At 62.3% G+C, this 16,413-nt stretch carries 9 protein-coding genes and 3 pseudogenes; all 12 read right to left on the bottom strand.

The annotated features are described in order from the left end of the window. Positions 1-8: 8 nt before the first annotated feature. Positions 9-1,010 (bottom strand): serine/threonine-protein kinase, encoded by a 1,002-nt coding sequence (locus tag AB4N76_RS13385; RefSeq protein ID WP_460164539.1) that lies wholly within the window; start codon positions 1,008-1,010, stop codon positions 9-11. Then, the gene (locus AB4N76_RS13390; RefSeq protein WP_123433131.1) at positions 1,007-1,735 is read right to left on the bottom strand and encodes a PP2C family protein-serine/threonine phosphatase; all 729 of its coding nucleotides are present in this window, start codon (positions 1,733-1,735) and stop codon (positions 1,007-1,009) included. The genes AB4N76_RS13385 and AB4N76_RS13390 overlap by 4 nt, the downstream gene beginning before the upstream one ends. Continuing rightward, positions 1,735-5,260: pseudogene (gene tssM / locus AB4N76_RS13395) on the bottom strand (type VI secretion system membrane subunit TssM). The gene AB4N76_RS13390 and the pseudogene tssM overlap by 1 nt, the downstream one beginning before the upstream one ends. A gap of 13 nt (positions 5,261-5,273) precedes the next feature. Beyond that, entirely contained in the window at positions 5,274-6,149 is an 876-nt protein-coding gene (gene icmH, locus AB4N76_RS13400) for a type IVB secretion system protein IcmH/DotU (RefSeq protein WP_046030713.1), read from the bottom strand. A gap of 5 nt (positions 6,150-6,154) precedes the next feature. Continuing rightward, positions 6,155-7,487, bottom strand: a pseudogene (gene tssK, locus AB4N76_RS13405) (type VI secretion system baseplate subunit TssK). Positions 7,488-7,489: 2 nt separating this feature from the next. Next, positions 7,490-7,989 (bottom strand): annotated as a pseudogene (gene tssJ / locus AB4N76_RS13410) (type VI secretion system lipoprotein TssJ). A gap of 5 nt (positions 7,990-7,994) precedes the next feature. Next, positions 7,995-9,191, bottom strand: coding sequence for a type VI secretion system-associated FHA domain protein TagH (gene tagH / locus AB4N76_RS13415; RefSeq protein WP_046030716.1), 1,197 nt, complete (start codon positions 9,189-9,191; stop codon positions 7,995-7,997). A gap of 17 nt (positions 9,192-9,208) precedes the next feature. Next, positions 9,209-9,349 carry a hypothetical protein gene (locus AB4N76_RS13420; protein WP_018927443.1) on the bottom strand — a complete coding sequence of 47 codons (141 nt, stop codon included), beginning with the start codon at positions 9,347-9,349 and terminating at the stop codon, positions 9,209-9,211. 93 nt (positions 9,350-9,442) lie between these two features. Further along, positions 9,443-10,960, bottom strand: a complete 1,518-nt coding sequence (locus AB4N76_RS13425) for a sigma-54 interaction domain-containing protein (protein ID WP_460164540.1) — start codon at positions 10,958-10,960, stop codon at positions 9,443-9,445. 10 nt (positions 10,961-10,970) lie between these two features. Beyond that, positions 10,971-13,619 carry a type VI secretion system ATPase TssH gene (gene tssH, locus AB4N76_RS13430; RefSeq protein ID WP_460164541.1) on the bottom strand — a complete coding sequence of 883 codons (2,649 nt, stop codon included), beginning with the start codon at positions 13,617-13,619 and terminating at the stop codon, positions 10,971-10,973. Positions 13,620-13,632: 13 nt separating this feature from the next. After that, positions 13,633-14,640, bottom strand: coding sequence for a type VI secretion system baseplate subunit TssG (tssG, locus tag AB4N76_RS13435; protein WP_460164542.1), 1,008 nt, complete (start codon positions 14,638-14,640; stop codon positions 13,633-13,635). Further along, complete coding sequence (gene tssF / locus AB4N76_RS13440; RefSeq protein ID WP_223523064.1) at positions 14,604-16,391, bottom strand: type VI secretion system baseplate subunit TssF; 1,788 nt, start codon at positions 16,389-16,391, stop codon at positions 14,604-14,606. The genes tssG and tssF overlap by 37 nt, the downstream gene beginning before the upstream one ends. Positions 16,392-16,413: the final 22 nt, after the last annotated feature.

Consider the following 16,413-nt stretch of genomic DNA (forward strand, 5'->3'; position numbering starts at 1 on the left):
GTCATCCGTTACGCCCCAAATCGCAGGCGTTGCAGCAAAGACGAAGTGGCGCCCAGGGCGTCACGCAGTTGGGCGGCGGTGATGGTGCGCTTGGCCGCGTCGAAAGCCAGCGCCGTTCGCAGGGCTGGCCAGCAGTGTTTCGGTAGGTTGCGCGGCGGGTGCAGCTCGCGTTCGAGCTGGCCGTCGCGGGCCTCGGTCGAGGGCAAGCGGCGGAACGGGTGCTTGCCGCCGGCCAGTTCGTAGAGCACGCAGGCCACGCCGTACACATCGGCGCTGGCGGTCAGCGGTTGGCCTTCAAGCAGTTCCGGGGCGGCGTAGCCGGGGGTCCAGGCGTTGAAGCGGTCACGGCTCAGATGCGGCAGGCCGGGGAGGATGCCTTCCACAGCCTGGCCGAGGCCGAAGTCGAACAGGCGCACGCCTTCTTCGCTGAGCATCACGTTGCTCGGTTTCATGTCGCCGTGCAGCACGCCGCGCGAGTGGGCGTAGGCCAGCGCGTCGAGTAGCGGCAACGCGATGTCGCGCAGTTCTTTCCACGGCAGGCCCAGGGGCCGCTCGCAGAGTAATTTGTCCAGGGTCAGCCCACGCATGAGTTCCATGGTGATGAAGGCGCGCTGGCAGTCGGTGTCCACGTCAAAGCTGTGCAAACGCAGCACGTTGTCGTGGCGCAGGCGCCGGGTCAGGGCGAACTCGCTGTAGAGCAAGGCGCTGGCATCCGGCGATTCGGCAAATTCTTCGCTGAGGATTTTCAGCGCAATGTAAGGGTCGGGATCGCCGAACTGTTCGCTCAGCAAATCTCGTGCGCGGTAAACCGCGCCCATGCCGCCGGCACCGAGCAGGCGCTCGATGCGGTAACGACCTGCGAGTACGTCCGGCATTTCGCCGAGGCTGGGCTTGGTTGGCGCCAGCGCGGGCTCAGCTTTATTCGGCTTGGCGAACGCGAAATAAGTCAGGTTGTTGACTTCTTCGTCGCTCACCAGCAGGTCGTCGAGCGGCGGCATGAGTTGGGTCATTGGCGGATCACCACGGCAGTCAGGTTGTCCCGCGCCGAGCCACGCAGAGCGCCATCGAACAGACGCTCCAGCGCAACGTGCGGCGCGGTCAGGCTCAGGGCGTTGCCCAAGGCATCGCTGCTCAGCCCGTTGTACAAACCATCGCTGCACAACAGAAACGCATCGCCGGGATAAACCTCGAGTTCGAGCACGTCCAGGGTCAATTGCTCGGCCGCCCCGACCGCTCGGGTCAGGGCATGGGCGGCAGGATGAGCCTTGGCGTCTTCGATGCTCATGTTTTGCTCGTCGATGAGTTGCTGTTGCAACGAGTGGTCCTTGGACAGTTGATACAAACGCTGGCCACGCCACAGGTAGCAACGGCTGTCGCCGGCCCAGATGCAGGCCGCGCGATTGCCGTCCACCAGTAGCGCCACCACGGTGCTGCCCATGATGCTGTCGTGGCGCCCGGCAGTGACGGTCAACTCCTGACCCAAGCGGCGGTTCAACCAGTGCAGGCACTGGCGAATGCCTTTGAGGCGTTCGTCGAAATCATCCTGCACCGGCAATTCCGCCAGGCTGGCGACGATCAACTGGCTGGCGATGTCGCCACCCTGATGACCGCCCATGCCGTCCGCGACCACCCACAGCCCCTGCTGTGGACAGTCGAGAAAGGCATCTTCGTTGCGCGCCCGAACCTTGCCGGCGTCGGTACGCGCAGCGCTGCGCCAGGGACTGGCAACCAGCATCAGAGCTGCACCGGCATACGGAAGGTGCGCAGCACGCCCATGTCGAACGGGTTCGGCGTGCGTTGGCTGCTGAGCAGGTAATTGGCGCGCAGGCCGCCTACGTCAGCCTTCAACACCAGCACGTCACGACCGCTCAGGTACTCGGTCTGCATCAGGTCGAACAGACGGAACAGCGACCATGGGCCGGTGTTCTTTTCGATACCGATCGGGCGGCCGGCCATTTTGTCGAGGACCAGGCTGGTGCGACCGTCTTCAGCGTCGGTCGGCCATTTGAACGACACCGGCACGATCGGGCCGTGACGGTACTCGATGGTCTTGTCGCCAAACTTGAACTCGGAACGGCTGACGGCCGGGTCGAGGGTGTACGGCTCCAGTTTGAACTGCACTTGCGGCTCGGCCGGGTTGATCGAGAAGAAGCTCTGGCGTATCACTTGTGCCGCGGCCATCTGGTCGAGGTAGACCTTGGAGATCGGCAGGCTGTGACCGTCGATGACACGCAGACGGAAGTTGCCCGGATCACCGCTCACGAACGGACGCATGTAGGTGTCGAAGAAGCGGTCGTTGATGCCCTGGGCCTTGAAGAACTCGCGGAAGTCGCTGATCGCCACGTCGCTGGTGCTGTGGGCGCTGAACGGATAACGCTTGTTGATCGCCTTGCCATAGAAGCTGTACAGCTCGCTCTGATAACGCTGGTTCAGGTACTGGTAGGAATCGTTGAGCACCAGGCGCCAGGTGTCTTCGGCCAGTACGTTGAACCACACGCTGACCGGACGCGGCAAGCGGTTGGAGGCATTGCGCAGGGCGCTCAGCGCATCACGCTGGCCGCTCATGCGGGTCTTGGCCATTTCGAACGCGGCCTGCTCCGGGGAACTGGCACGCGCCAGGCTCGCCAGCTGCATTTGCAAGTCGTTGAGCGCCGTCAGGGCCGGGGTCAAATCAGCGGCCGGGCCGTTGTTGTCATCCAGCAAACGGTGCAGCGGTTCGAAGCGACGTTGCAGGGATTTCTTCGCGGTGTCTGGCAGGTTCTTGGTCATGTCCGCAGCTTTATCCGCCGCAGCTGCCGCGAGTTTGCCGAGCTTGCCGCCCTTCTCTGCCAGTTTTCCGGCTGCATCGGCAGCGTCTTCAGCGTTGTCGGCGGCCGCCGGGAAGCGCGTGTTCTCGCGCACTTCCACCAGCAGTTGCAGCACCGGCGAGTTGGCCGAGGTCAGGCCCGCCAGTTGCTCGGCGCCTTCACTGAAGTCGCTGATCGGTGGCAACGCTACCTGGCCGACCGCTTCGCTCCAGAAGTTGGCGTAGTCGCGGAAGTACAGTTGCTCCAGTTCGACCATCAGGCGACGCAAGTCCATGCCGCTGATGCCCGAGCCTTCGCCCAGTACCCAGTTGTCACGCAGGATATCGGTGACCAGTGCACTGCCCTGAACCGAAAAATACTGCTGATAACCCTGCTGGGTGTAGAAGCCGGGGATCACGTAATCGGTGCCGACAAACAACGAACCTTGTGGGCCCAGGTGTTGGCTGAGACGGTATTCCGGCAGGTTGCGGGCCTGCTCGCGCAGCATCCGGTAAACCACGTTGGCCAGCGATTCGCTGCGCAGGACCTGACGGGCCTGAGCCACCAATTGGTCGTTCAGCGGATAGATAAACGGCTGCTGCAGCAAACGCTCGAAGTGCGTGTTCAAGCCGTTCTGCACGGCGGTGTTGCCGGCATAACGCTGGGACCATTCGGTGGCGACCCAATCCTTGAGCCACGGACCGTCGCGACGGTCTTTCATGTTCAGCATCAGGTACGCGCGCAGGCTGTTGAGCAGACGCTCGCGGTCGCGCATGTTGGCGCGGATCTGCCCTTCCAGCAGGGTCGCGACTTTCGGCAGCAGTTGCGCTTCGAGCTCACGCTCGTAGGCGCTCTTGACCACTGGGTTGACGTCTTCGCCTTGGTACAGACCGCCGCGCTCGTGGTAACCCACGTCACCTTTTTTCGGGAAGACCTGAGTCGCCGCGTAGGCCGTGTCGAGCGGCTTGAGCACCGCCATGGAATCATCGCGCGCGGTCAGGGCCGCGCGTTGTTGTGTCCAATTAGTGGCGAGGTTGCGCAGGTTTTCCAGGCGCTCGTAGTTGGCCGAGAAACCACCCGCCCACAGCATGCCGAACAACGCCAAGGCCGCCAGCGCGCCCACATACAGAGCTCGTTGGCCCCAATGGATGCGGCTGCGTTCGCGCTTGTCCAGACCGGCCAGATCGGCCTCGGGGAAAATCACCCGGCTAAGCAAGTGGTGAATGAACCGTGAGCGGCCGCTGCGCAACGTCGGCAGCACGCCCGCGTTCATGCCCAGATTGGCGCCGATGCCGGCGGTGGTCTGGTCCATTTCCTGGGTCAGGTGCGGCGCGCTGGTCAGGTAGAAACCGCGCAACTGGCTGACACGCTGGTAGCGGTTGCCGGTGAACGCCATGTCGACGAACAGGCACAGGCGCTCGCCGATTTGCCCCAGTTGATGCGGGAAATCGAGGATGCGGCCACGGCGCTGGGTGTCGCGCTCCTGGTGCATGCGCATGATCACTTGGCTGTTCAAGCGACGCAGCAGCTCTTCGAACTCGGCGCGCAGGACGGCCACGTCGGTGCCGCTCTGCTCTTTACGGAAGCTGGTGCCGAGCACCTGATCGCTTTCTTCGCGGGTCAGTTGATCGAAGAACTCGTCGAAACCGAGCAGGCGATCAGCCTTGCTCAACACCAGGTAAATCGGCACATCGACGTGGAGTTTTTGATGCACGTCCTGCAAGCGCGCTCGCACCTGGCGGGCCAGGGTGTCGAGGTCTTGCTCGCTGCCGCCCAGCAGGGTTTCCACCGGAATGGTCACCAGCACGCCGTTCAACGGACGGTTACGGCGACGCTTGCGCAGCAGGTCGAGCAGAGTGCTCCAGGCGCTGCCGTCGACTTCGCCGTCCGGCTGGGTCAGGTAGCGGCCAGCGGTGTCGATCAGCACACCGTGGTCGGCAAAGTACCAGTCGCAATGACGGGTGCCTTGGGTGTCGCGGGTGAGTTTGCGGTCGATCTTGTTGATCGGAAACTCAAGGCCCGAGAAGTCCAGCAGGCTGGTCTTGCCACTGCCCTGCGGGCCGATCAGCAGGTACCACGGCAAGTCACTGCGCCAGCGCTCGCTGCGACCGCGATACAGGCTCGACGTCTTGAGGGTTTTCAAGGCTTCCTTGAAACGCACCTTCAGCTCTTTCTGCTCTTCGTCGATCAGCTCTTCACGGCGGATAGCGGTCCTGGCCGTCTTCGGTTTCTTCGACGGCTTTTTTACGCACACCGGCGCGCCAGCTGACAAAGACCATGGTCAGGCCCCAGATCAGGAACAGCACGCTGATGGTCAGCAAGCGGGAGGTCGAACCTTCCCAGAACTTGTAGTCATCCACCGCCAGCAGCGGCCCGACGAACCACACCAGCAGCGCGACAAACAGCACCACCAGCAAGGTCCAGACCCAGGTCTTGCGCAAGAATGCGCCGACTTTCTTGAAAAACTTTTTCATCACACGTCCCTGTTTACGGCTGCGACTGCGGCTGGACCGCGGCCGGATCAAGCGGCTGATAAGGTTGCAGAACGGTGTCGCGTTGCTCGCCCAAGACCCAGGCGAAACCCGAATACATCACCACCAGGCAGACGAACGTGAACAGCACCACCATCCACGCCGGCACGATGCGCACCAGGCTGCGGCGCTGATCGTTCAGGCCTTCCCAGTGCGGCGACAGTTCGCGTGGCACGTCGCCGCGCAATTGTCGGATCTGCCGGTACAAGGCGTCGCGGATGCCTTCGAGTTCGAGCATGCCGCGCGTTTGTACGCGGTACTTGCCTTCGAAACCGAGGGACAGGCACAGGTACATCAATTCCAGCATCGGCAGGTGCTTGACCGGGTTTTTCGACAGGCGATCCAGCAGCTGGAAGAACTTCTCGCCGCCGAAGGTTTCGTTGTGGAAACTGCTGAGCAGGCTCATCTGCGACCACTCGCTTTCGTTGCCCCATGGCGTGGTCACGACGGCTTCGTCGACCACGGTGCACAGCACGTAACGCGCAGCCATTACCTGACTGCTTTCGGCGCCGTTGTGCAGTGCGCGCACTTCAAACAGCTTGAGCCCGGCGGTTAGCCGCTCGTTGAGCGCGTACAGGTCTTCGCGGGTGTCGCTGTGCTTGAGCCGCACCACTTCCGACAACAGCTCGGACGCAGCGGCCACCAGCGAATTGAGGCTGATGTTGAACGCTTCGGCCGGGCGCAGGCGCGCGGCGTAGATCATGCGTTCTTCCAGTTGTTCGAAGCGCGGTGGCGCGGCGAAGTCGGTCAGCGGACTTTGCGCCGGGCCGTGGCCCTGGCGGTCGAGCAAGACGGTTTTATCGTCCTGATGGTGTTCCATGTCCTTGATCATGTCTGTCAGTTCCTGATGGCCCAGAATTTCAGCTCAAGCTCGGCAAATCTCGCCGGACACATGGAACGCGAAGCCGCCGGAGCGCTCCAGTTGTGCCAGGTCTTCGGAACTGAGTTCGAGGATGAAATAAGTTTTGTTGGAGTGGAACGCGATCTGCCGCGGGGCCACCGGCAACGGTTTGACCTTGATACCCGGCAGGGCCAGGTTGACCAGTTGGCGGATGCGCTCCACCGGGCCGACCTTGAGGTGCGCCGGCAAGCGGTGGCGCAGCTCTTCGGAGTCGCAGTTGGCACTGGCCGCCAGCACGAACGAGGCCGAGCCCAGCAACTTGTGGTCGTGCAACGGCGAGACGATGATCCCGTACTGACGCTCTTGCAGGATCAGTTCGATGGCGTGCTGTTCCAGCACCATCGACAGCACCTGACGAATCGCTTCCATTAGTTTGCGAAAGCTCGCGCCCTGATCGCTGTGCTGGTAACGGCTGTCCAGGCGCGGGCGTTTGCTCTCGCTGGAAAACGTCGCCAAATCGCCGAGCATGGTCAGCAGCGTGCGGTACAACTCTTCCGGATGAACCTGTTCAAGTCCCAGGTAGTGACGCAGCAGCAGTTCGGTGCGGTTGATCAGTTGCAGCATCATGAAATCGCCAACTTCCGCGCCGCCGACCTTGCCGTTGGAACGAATCCGGTCAGCGATGGTGTCGCCGCGGTGACCGAGCATGCTGATCACTTCCTTCAGGCACGACAGCAGGTAGCCGGACGAATGCGCCTGAATGTAGGTCGGCACGAAATCCGGATCGAGGCTGATCACGCCGTCGGGCGTGGTGTCGAGCACGTCGCAGATTTTCAGCTTCACGTAGGCCTGATCGCTTTGCTGCTCGCCGAGCAACAGTTTGAAATCCGGGCGACCGCAGCGCACCTGGCTGGCGGAATCGTCGCCGGCGTTGGAATCGGCGACTTCGGCTTCGTACGCGGTGTAGCGCGCCAGCACGTCGGATTGCTCCGGGCGGCGCGACTCGATGTGGTTGCCGGTGACCAGCGGCAACGCCAGGTAGATCGGCGTGTTGCCGGTGTTCGGCGGCACGTCCAGCGCCAGCGGCTCGGTGTTGCCGCCGAGTTCAAACAGGCTGCCGTCCGGCAGAATCCCCGAGGCCTGGCTGATCACCAGTTTGCCCATGTTGAGGAACTGCAAGTCGATGTCCAGGTTGAGGAAGCCCCAGGTGTAACCGCCCAGCAATTGGGTGCGGGTTTTCATCTGGTGGTCGTAGTAGCGATCGTTGTGCTGGAAGTGCTGCGGACGCAGCAGCATGCCTTCCTGCCAAATGACTTTATGGGTATTCATGATCAGTCATCTACCTTGGCGAGCGCTTCGTGGCTGTTGCGGATACCGGCCGAGTCCAGCGTCAGGTCAGCGTCGGTGACTTCCACCGGGGTGATTTGCACGGTGTAGCGCCATTTGGATTCCGGCAGGTCGCGGTACGCGGCGAGTACGCCGACGTAGCGGCTGCCCTCCTCCACGCTGAGTTTCAGCTCGACGGTTTCGCCCGGACGCAGCTCGAGTTCTTCGCTGGCCACCAGGTCTGGGGCCAGGGATTCCTTGGCGCGTTCATACAAGCTGAAGAAGTCGGCGTTTTCGAAGGTCACCGGGTGCTTGAGCTCGAACAGACGCACAACAATCGGCGACGGACGCCCGTTGAGGTCCGGGTTCAACTGATCGCTGGCGGTCAGTTTCAGGTTGAGCTTGGTCACTTTCGAATACGGCGACAGCGACGAGCAACCGGCCAGTAGCACCAGGGCCACGACCGTTGTCAGCGTCTTGAAAAAGCGGTCGAACAGCGAGACATGCGCATCATCCTTGGTGGTCGGTGTGTAGGGTGGAAATCAGGCGAATCTGCTCTTCGTAGGCCTGGGCAAAGTCGCGGGCCAGCAGGCGTTCGCTCCAGTCATCGTCCTGACGCAGGGCCTGGTGATAACGGCCGTAGGCTCTCCAGCGACTGCCGGACGTGGCCAGCAGCGGCTTGTTGTCGCGCTCGAAACGCAGGGTCAATTGCTGCGGCGAGAAGTGCTCCAGCGTGCCGCGAACGGCGGCGCGGCTGGCGGTCAGCAAGGCCACTTGATGGGCCTGCAAATCGCGGAACGCGCGGGAGATGGCTTGCTCGGCCGGCAATTGGCCCGGCTTGTTCGGCTGCAACAAAATGCCCAGTGCTTCACCGGCATCGACAGCAAATTTCAGCGGGTTTTTCTGAGTGCCCTGCACGGTGGTCTGGGCCAGACGCAGTTCATTCTTCAGTTCGCTACGGGTGCGCAGGCTCTGCTGCAAACCGCCAACGCTTTGCTTGAGCAAGCGTGCCGCGTTCAGCGCCAAGGCCTCACGGGCATCGTGGTCGAGGCCTTTGAGGTCCACGCCCAGCGCAGCACCGAAATGCTCCCAGAAGCCTTCGCTCTGACGCTCGACCGCTTTCGGCACCGGGGCCGGTGCAGGTTCTGCCGGGGCCTTGATCAGCTCCGGGACCAGCAGGCTTTCCATGTCGATGCGGGCGTAATCGGCACGCTGGCGGGTGTCTGAGAGGGTGGTGCTCGGGGAGATCAGTTCCTCGATTTCCGAGTACACACGCTCTTGCTGTTCGAGGGCATTCAGCGGATCGAGATCGAGGAAGGCATCGTCCGGAATAATGCTGCCCGCCGCACGCGGACGCCCGACTTCGCCGTCGAACGTCGCCGGGTCACGCACCAGCCGCGCACGAATCTCGAAGTCACCCAACACGTAGGTACTGCCGTGTTCGATGCGCACCGCTTCGCCTTTGCGCAGGCGTGCACCGCTTTCGCCGTCCTGGACACCGTTGCTGCTGGTGTCGGTGAGGAAAAACGTACCTTCGCGGTAGCTGATGTTCACGTGGTGATTGGACAGGTGCCGCTTGCGGTCCGGGATGATCCAGTCGCAATCCTCGCCACGACCAATCACGCCACCGGCCTGTTTGAAGGTCTTCTGGCATAAATCGGTGGGCACGAACTGCTTGGTGTTCAGCATTTCGAAAACCAGTTCCATGGTGATACTCCTTGCGGTCACTTGCCGCGATTGACCGCCTGCGGATCACCCAATGGGCGATAGGTGTTGTCGTTGTATTTGTAATTGCCGCTACAGCCGCCGAGGCCGCATAGAACGACGAAGGTCAGCAGGACGGCTTGCCAGTGACGAACAGGCATCAGAGGGTCTCCAGGGGTAGACAAAGCACAAAGCGCCGACCCGTTTGGGCGGCGCTGTTAAAAGCAAATGAGGTGGAATCGAAGGTCTTTTGCCTACCCATCGAAGTCACCCAAATTGATATTCAGGCGCCCGAGGCGGTAGAGCAGCGTGCGGCGTGGCAGGCCGAGTTCGCGGGCGGCGAGGGTCTGGTTGCCGTCGTTTTTGCGCAGGCAATCGAGCAACAAACTGCGTTCGACCTGCTCCAGGCGTTCGCGCAGGTTCAGGCTGTTGTCCTCCGGGATGGCGTCCATGCGCAGGGAGAAATGCTCGGCCAGCAATTCGCCGCCCTCGCACAACAGAACAGCACGTTCGACCAGGCCTTTAAGTTCGCGCACGTTGCCGGGGAAGGCATACCCGGACAGGTGATCCAGCGCCGCGTCGGACCAACGCACCGCATCGCGTTGCAAGAACGAGCAGGCCTTTTCAGCAAAGTGCCGGGCCAGGTCGAGGATGTCGCCTTCGCGCTGACGCAGGGCCGGCAACTCGATCGGGAATTGCGCGAGGCGGTAGTACAAGTCCTCGCGGAACTTGCCTTCGCTGACCAGCACCGACAAATCCCGGTGCGTCGCGGCAATGATGCGCACGTCGATCTTGTGGGTGTCGTTGGAGCCCAGCGGGCGGATCTCGCCTTCCTGCAACACGCGCAGCAATTTGGCTTGCAGCGACAACGGCATGTCGCCGATCTCATCGAGCAGCAAGGTGCCGCCGTTGGCCGCATCGAACAGCCCGGCGCGGTCGCGGTCAGCGCCGGTGAAGGCGCCTTTGCGGTAGCCGAACAGCTCGCTTTCCAACAGGTTCTCGGGGAACGCCGCGCAGTTCTGCACGATGAACGCTTGGGAACGGCGCGGGCCGCAATCGTGAATCGCCCGCGCGACCACTTCCTTGCCGGTGCCGGTCTCGCCGCGCAACAGCACGGTGTAAGGGCTGTGCAGGACTTTGCTGATCAGCGAATAGGTCTGGCGCATGGCCGAACTCTTGCCGATCAAGCCGTAACCGCTGGCGCTCGGCACACTGACTGGCGCTGGTTTTGAGTCACCCGCTGGACGACGCAAGCGTTGCAGCAAATGCAACTGACCGAGCACGAAAGAGCCCAACTGCCCGAGCGAATCGGCGAACCCTTGCAGGTCGATGTGCTGGCGACTGGCGCACAGCAGCAAGCCTTCGACCGCTTTCTGTTGATTGACCAGTGGCACGCACAACAGCGACTGCCAAGGCGTGGCCTGCGGCGGCAGGAAACTGGTTTCGTGCAGGCTGCCACTCAACTCGCCGAGGCTCACCACGCGGTTCTGGCACAAGGCAAATTGCAGCAGTTGTTCACCGTTGTAATCCGCCGGCAGGCTCGCCGCTTCCCGGGGTTGCAGAATGCCGTTCAGGCACTCGGCGTTCATCCCCAGGCAGGTGTGGGTCGCGTCCAGCAGGTACAGCTGCGTCAGTTCGCAACCGCTGAGCTCGGCCACCCCGCGCACGAAGTCACCCAGCAGCGCAGCACCGTCCGCCGCGCGCGACAGGCTGGCAAACTGCGCCAGCAAGGCTTCGGCATAGACCAGCGGTTGCGGCACTTGAGTGAACATCACACCCACCTCAGGCGAACTCGCAGATCACGCTGGCGTCACCGTCGAGCGTGGCATGCACACGCTTGAGGCTTTCACCGGTGGCCATCGCATCGAGCAAGCGGTCGGTCACCAGCGGCAGCACGTGCAGGTCGAGCAAATGGTCGATCAGGCGTGCGCCACTGTCGCTTTGCGTGCAGCGCTCGGCCAGGTGATCGACGAGGTTCTGGCAGTACGTGAAATCCAGCTGACGACGGTTCAGGCGTTCGCCCAGACGGCCGAGTTTGATTTCGATCAGCTCGCGCAGCACCGGGCCGCCGACCGGGTAGTAAGGCACTACACGCATGCGCGCCAACAGCGCTGGCTTGAAGTGTTTGCTGAGCACCGGGCGGATGGTCTCTTCGAGCACTTCGGCGGTGGGCCGCGCGCCGTTTTCGCAGAGCTCGCTGATGCGGTCGCTGCCCAAGTTCGAGGTCATCAGGATCAGCGTGTTGCGGAAATCGATCTCGCGCCCTTCGCCGTCGTTGGCCACGCCTTTGTCGAAGATTTGATAGAACAGATTGAGCACGTCCGGGTCAGCCTTTTCGACTTCATCGAGCAACACGACGGAGTACGGCTTCTGACGCACGGCTTCGGTGAGCATGCCGCCTTCGCCGTAACCGACGTAGCCCGGTGGCGCACCGATCAGGCGCGAGACGGTGTGCTTCTCCTGGAACTCGGACATGTTGATGGTGGTGATAAAACGATCACCGCCGTACAGCAAGTCGGCGAGGGCCAGCGCGGTTTCAGTCTTGCCGACGCCGCTCGGGCCGACCAGCAGGAACACGCCGACCGGCGCGTCCGGTTTGTTCAGGCCCGCCGCCGTGGCGCGCATCGAACGGTCCAGTGCGTGAACGGCTTGCTCCTGACCCCGGATGCGCGTGCGCAGGTCGGTGGCGAAACTGGCGACCTTGGCGTTGTGCTCACGGGCCAGTTGCGCCAAGGGCACACCGGTCCAGGCACTGATCACTTCGGCGACCAGACGCGGGCAGACTTCGAAGCTCACCAGTCGTTCTTTGACTTGCAGTTCGGTCAGGGCTTTGTGCGTGTCGTTGAGTGCGGATTCCAGAGACGCGACGCTTTGCGCCTCGTCGACCGGCAGCGTTTCGATCACGGTGCCTTCAGCGTCTTCTTCAACCGTGACGGTCGGCTCGACGGCAGCAGCTTCACGGGCCTTGGCCAGCTGCTGGCGCAGGTCCAGCAGGCGCTCGGCCAATTCTTTCTGTTCAGTCCACAGAGTTTCCAGCGCGATCATTTCGCTCTCGGCTTCATCGAGGCGATCTTCCAACGCGTCCAGCGCTTCGTGATCGATCAGCAAACCGGCTTCGGCATCACGGCGCAGGGCCTGACGCTGACGGCCGCCTTCGGCCAGTTCGCCACGCAGGCGTTCAAGGCTTTCCGGGGCGGCGGCGAGGCTGATGCGAACGCGGGCGCAGGCGGTGTCGAGCACATCAACCGCTTTGTCCGGCAGTTGGCGACCCGCCAGGTAACGGGCGGACAGTTCGGCAGCGGAGACCACCGCGTCATCGCGCAGGTAGATGCCGTGGCTCTTCTCGTACACCTGAGCCAGGCCACGCAGGATGGTCACCGCTTCGCTGACGGTCGGTTCGTGCAGTTGCACCGGTTGGAAACGACGGGCCAGCGCCGGGTCTTTCTCGAAGTATTTTTTGTACTCGGCCCACGTGGTTGCGGCGATGGTTCGCAACTCGCCACGGGCCAGGGCCGGTTTCAGCAGGTTGGCCGCGTCGGAACCGCCGGCATTACCGCCCGCGCCGATCAGCGTGTGCGCTTCGTCGATGAACAGGATGATCGGTTTCGGCGAGGCTTTAACTTCGTCGATCACGCCCTTGAGGCGGCGTTCGAACTCACCTTTGACGCTGGCGCCCGCCTGCAACAGGCCCATGTCCAGCGACAGCAACTCCACACCTTTCAAGACTTGCGGCACTTCACCGGCGGCGATGCGCGAGGCCAGGCCTTCAACGATGGCGGTTTTACCGACACCGGCCTCACCGACCACAATCGGGTTGTTCTTGCGCCGGCGGGCGAGGATGTCGACCATCTGGCGGATCGCACCATCGCGGCACAGCACCGGGTCGAGTTTGCCGTCGCGGGCCTGTTGGGTCAGGTTGTGGGTGAAGCGCTCCAGCAACGACTCACCCGGCACGGCGGGTTTTCCGGTGGCCGGTTGTTCTTTCTGCGACAGGGCGAATTCTTTCAGTCGCTCGATGTTCAGTTTTGCCAGCAATGGCTGGTAGCGGCTGCCGGCGTAGCGCATCGGGTTGCGCAGCAGCGCGAGAATCAGGGCAGCTTGTTCGACCTGGGTCTGGCCCAGTTCGAGGTTGGCCACCAGCAACGCATCTTGCAGCCACTGCACCAGTTCCGGGGCGAACACCGGATTGCGCGAGGCGCTGTGCTCGACCCGCGACTGCAACGCGGCGCTCAGCTCACCGGCGTCCACTTCGGCATCTTGCAGCGCGCGTGCGAGCAAGCCTTGCGGGCGCTCCAGCAGGCCCAGCAGCAAGTCTTCGACGAGGATTTTGCTGCCGCCACGAGCGACGCAACGCTCGGCCGAACTTTCCAGATCACGACGGGTTTCGGCGTCCAGCGCCTGGATAAGTTGTTGCAGGTCTACGTTGATCATTGGTCATCTGTCCTTAATGAATTTTGCTGCCCAGGGTCACCACGCCGTCCGCTTTTTCGCGGCCCAGCCAACTGGTCCATCCCAGGCGACAGGCGTTCTGCTCACCGATGCGCAGTTCGGGGATTTCTTCCTGGCGCAACACCAGGCGAATGTCGTAGTCGAGCGGGTCACGCAGGGTGAACCGCACCAGCGCGCACAGAGGCTGGTAGCCGAAACCGATCGGCAGGAATTCATGGAATCGCTGCCAGTCGAGTTGGGTGATGTGGATACGGAATTTGCCGCTGCGGTCGCGCACGTGCTCGCCCAGCACCAGGTCTTCGCCCAGCAGGCTGTTGGCTCGGCCCAAACGATTGCGCTGCTCGTCGAGAATTTCCACGCGACGCTCGATGCACTGCTCGATGACCAGGTCTTCGTGCTTGAAGTAGTAACGCAACACCGCTTCGATCAGCGCCGCCGAGTGTGCCCGCAAGCTGAGCAAGCCGAGGTACGGCAGCAGGCGTTTCCAGTTCAGTTCCTGGGCCTTGCGGATCTCTTCGCCACCCAGGCCGATCAAGGCAAACAGCTGCGAGGAAAACGGGTCGAGCGCGCCGCTCTCGAAGCTCGCGCGGTAGCGATACTTGCGCCAGATCGGCAGCATCAGCCGTTGCAGGCGATGGTGAAACAGGTCGAGGAAATTGCGTGTCGGGTTGCCGTCTTCGCTGTCGCCCAAGGCCTGTTCGCCATAGAACGCCGGCAGCGGCGAACCGGAACCGACCAGGCCGATCAGGTTGAACCGCAGGCGCGCGCGCATCTGCCCGTGCTCTTCGAAAAACTCCACGCGATCGACGTCACTGCCAGGGAAACCCAGGCTCGGATTGGCCTGGAATTCCAGCTGGTCGTACAGATCGTCTTCGCTCAGGTACGGGTGCGCCGCGCGCAGCCGGTCGATCACCAGCAGCACGGCCTGAAACAGCGAGTACTCGCGTATTACCCGGGTCAGCCCGCTTAAAGCAGCGGCTGCAGGCCCATACGTGGTGTCCATTGGTACACCTCTCCCTGTGTGCTTTTTACCCGCAGCTCGTGGAACGAATTGAGACTGGCGTAAAGCGCGAAAAACTCGTTAAGAACAGAAGCGAACACGAACAGGTCGCCTTCGCCGATATAGCCTTCCGGGTCGATGGTCAGCTCGGTGCGCAACCCGCGCACCGGCAAGCCGCGATGCAAACGGTCGACGTGGTGATGCTTGATCGACTTGAGCCCGCCGAGCAGGCGTTTGCTGACCTTCTCCGCGTGTTGGTCGTAGTAGCGCGGCAGGTCGTAGGTTTCGAGAATCACCTTCAACGCATTGACGTCGGCCAGCGACAGATAGTTAAGCGACATGTTGCTGATCAGCTTCCACAGGAAGTCACGGTTCAGCGGCGGCGCGAAACTGGAAGTGGCCGGGGTGATGTTGCGGAAACTCAGGAACTCCGGCGTCTCTTCGCAGGCCACGCAAATGTCGCCGAGCTTGAGCTTGCGCGGCAGGTTCTGGTTGGTGCACGTCAGCTCGATCGACAGGGTTTCATGGGCTTCGGTGTGGCGGATGCCGAAGCTCAGGTAAGTGTCGAGGCCGTCGTGCAGCAAGGACGAACGCTGACGAATGCTGTAATGCGGACGGCTGGTGGGCACGTCGAAACTCGGGTCGTGCTCGAAGGATTCGAACGGCACGTATTCCTGATAACCGAGGCCGCCGGGCTTCCAGCCGGTGACGGTTTCCACCGAAAACACGCCGCAGTTTTCCAGGTCGTATTCGGCGGGCAGCAGCAGGTATTCGTCCTGTTTTCCATCGAGGCGGATCGGCAGCGCATCGTGCTTGAACAGGTTGACGATCGGCGTGCAATAGAGCTTCACGTTGTCCAGCGTCGGACGCATGCGCATGATGCCGCTCTTGCGAATATCGAAGCGCAATTCCAGGCCGCGCATCTGCTTCAGCGTGTCTTCCGGCAGCGCCTTGAGCAGGTCCAGACCGTTGACGTCGACGAACAGGAACTTGTCCTGGAAGGCGAAATACTCTTGCAGGTAGCGATAGCCACGGAAGGTGTTCAGCGGATACGGAATCAATGCCTCTTCTTCGGCAAAGCCCACCGGCTGCACACGGTCGCCGGGCAGCTTGAACGCCATCGGTTTACCGCTGACACCGTTGATGGGTTTGCCTGCGCCATCCAGCGGGATCAGTTCGATGCCTTCGAGGTTGCGCAACAGGCTGAGGTACAGCATCTGGCTGATGTAACGCTCGCCAGCGAAGTGCAGGCGCAGACGGTTCAGTTCCAACTCACCCAGATGACCGTCCGCGCTCATTTCCAGCCGCAAGCTCAGCAGCGAACCGTCGCCCTTCACCGAATAGGTCAGCGCGGCCAGGTCCAGTGCCTGGACTTCGGTCGGGTAGCAGGTGCGGAAACGGCAACGCACGTCTTCGATGGGCACGCTTTCAATTGGCGTATCACGCTCGACTTTCAACGCAGGCCCGGAGCGCTTGAGCGGGTCGAACTGCAAAATGCTGAACGCCGGTAGCGGGCGCATGTAGTTGGGCCACAGCAACTGCATAAGCGAATGGCTGAGCTCTGGCAATTCGTCGTCGAGCTTCTGACGCAGGCGACCGGTCAGGAACGCAAAACCTTCCAGCAACCGCTCCACGTCCGGATCCCGCCCAGCCTGGCCGAGGAAAGGTGCCAACGCGGGACTACGCTCGGCGAAACGGCGGCCTAACTGGCGCAGTGCGGTGAGTTCGCTTTGGTAGTAGTGGTTAAAGGACACGGGGTACCTGCCTGGTATTGAA

Source organism: Pseudomonas sp. S2_F03, assembly GCF_054668335.1.

Excerpts from the sequence above, each read along its gene's own strand:
- AB4N76_RS13385 (WP_460164539.1), bottom strand. The coding sequence starts at position 1,010 with ATGACCCAACTCATGCCGCCGCTCGACGACCTGCTGGTGAGCGACGAA.
- AB4N76_RS13390 (WP_123433131.1), bottom strand. The coding sequence starts at position 1,735 with ATGCTGGTTGCCAGTCCCTGGCGCAGCGCTGCGCGTACCGACGCCGGC.
- icmH (WP_046030713.1), bottom strand. The coding sequence starts at position 6,149 with ATGATCAAGGACATGGAACACCATCAGGACGATAAAACCGTCTTGCTC.
- tagH (WP_046030716.1), bottom strand. The coding sequence starts at position 9,191 with ATGGAACTGGTTTTCGAAATGCTGAACACCAAGCAGTTCGTGCCCACC.
- AB4N76_RS13420 (WP_018927443.1), bottom strand. The coding sequence starts at position 9,349 with ATGCCTGTTCGTCACTGGCAAGCCGTCCTGCTGACCTTCGTCGTTCTA.
- AB4N76_RS13425 (WP_460164540.1), bottom strand. The coding sequence starts at position 10,960 with ATGTTCACTCAAGTGCCGCAACCGCTGGTCTATGCCGAAGCCTTGCTG.
- tssH (WP_460164541.1), bottom strand. The coding sequence starts at position 13,619 with ATGATCAACGTAGACCTGCAACAACTTATCCAGGCGCTGGACGCCGAA.
- tssG (WP_460164542.1), bottom strand. The coding sequence starts at position 14,640 with ATGGACACCACGTATGGGCCTGCAGCCGCTGCTTTAAGCGGGCTGACC.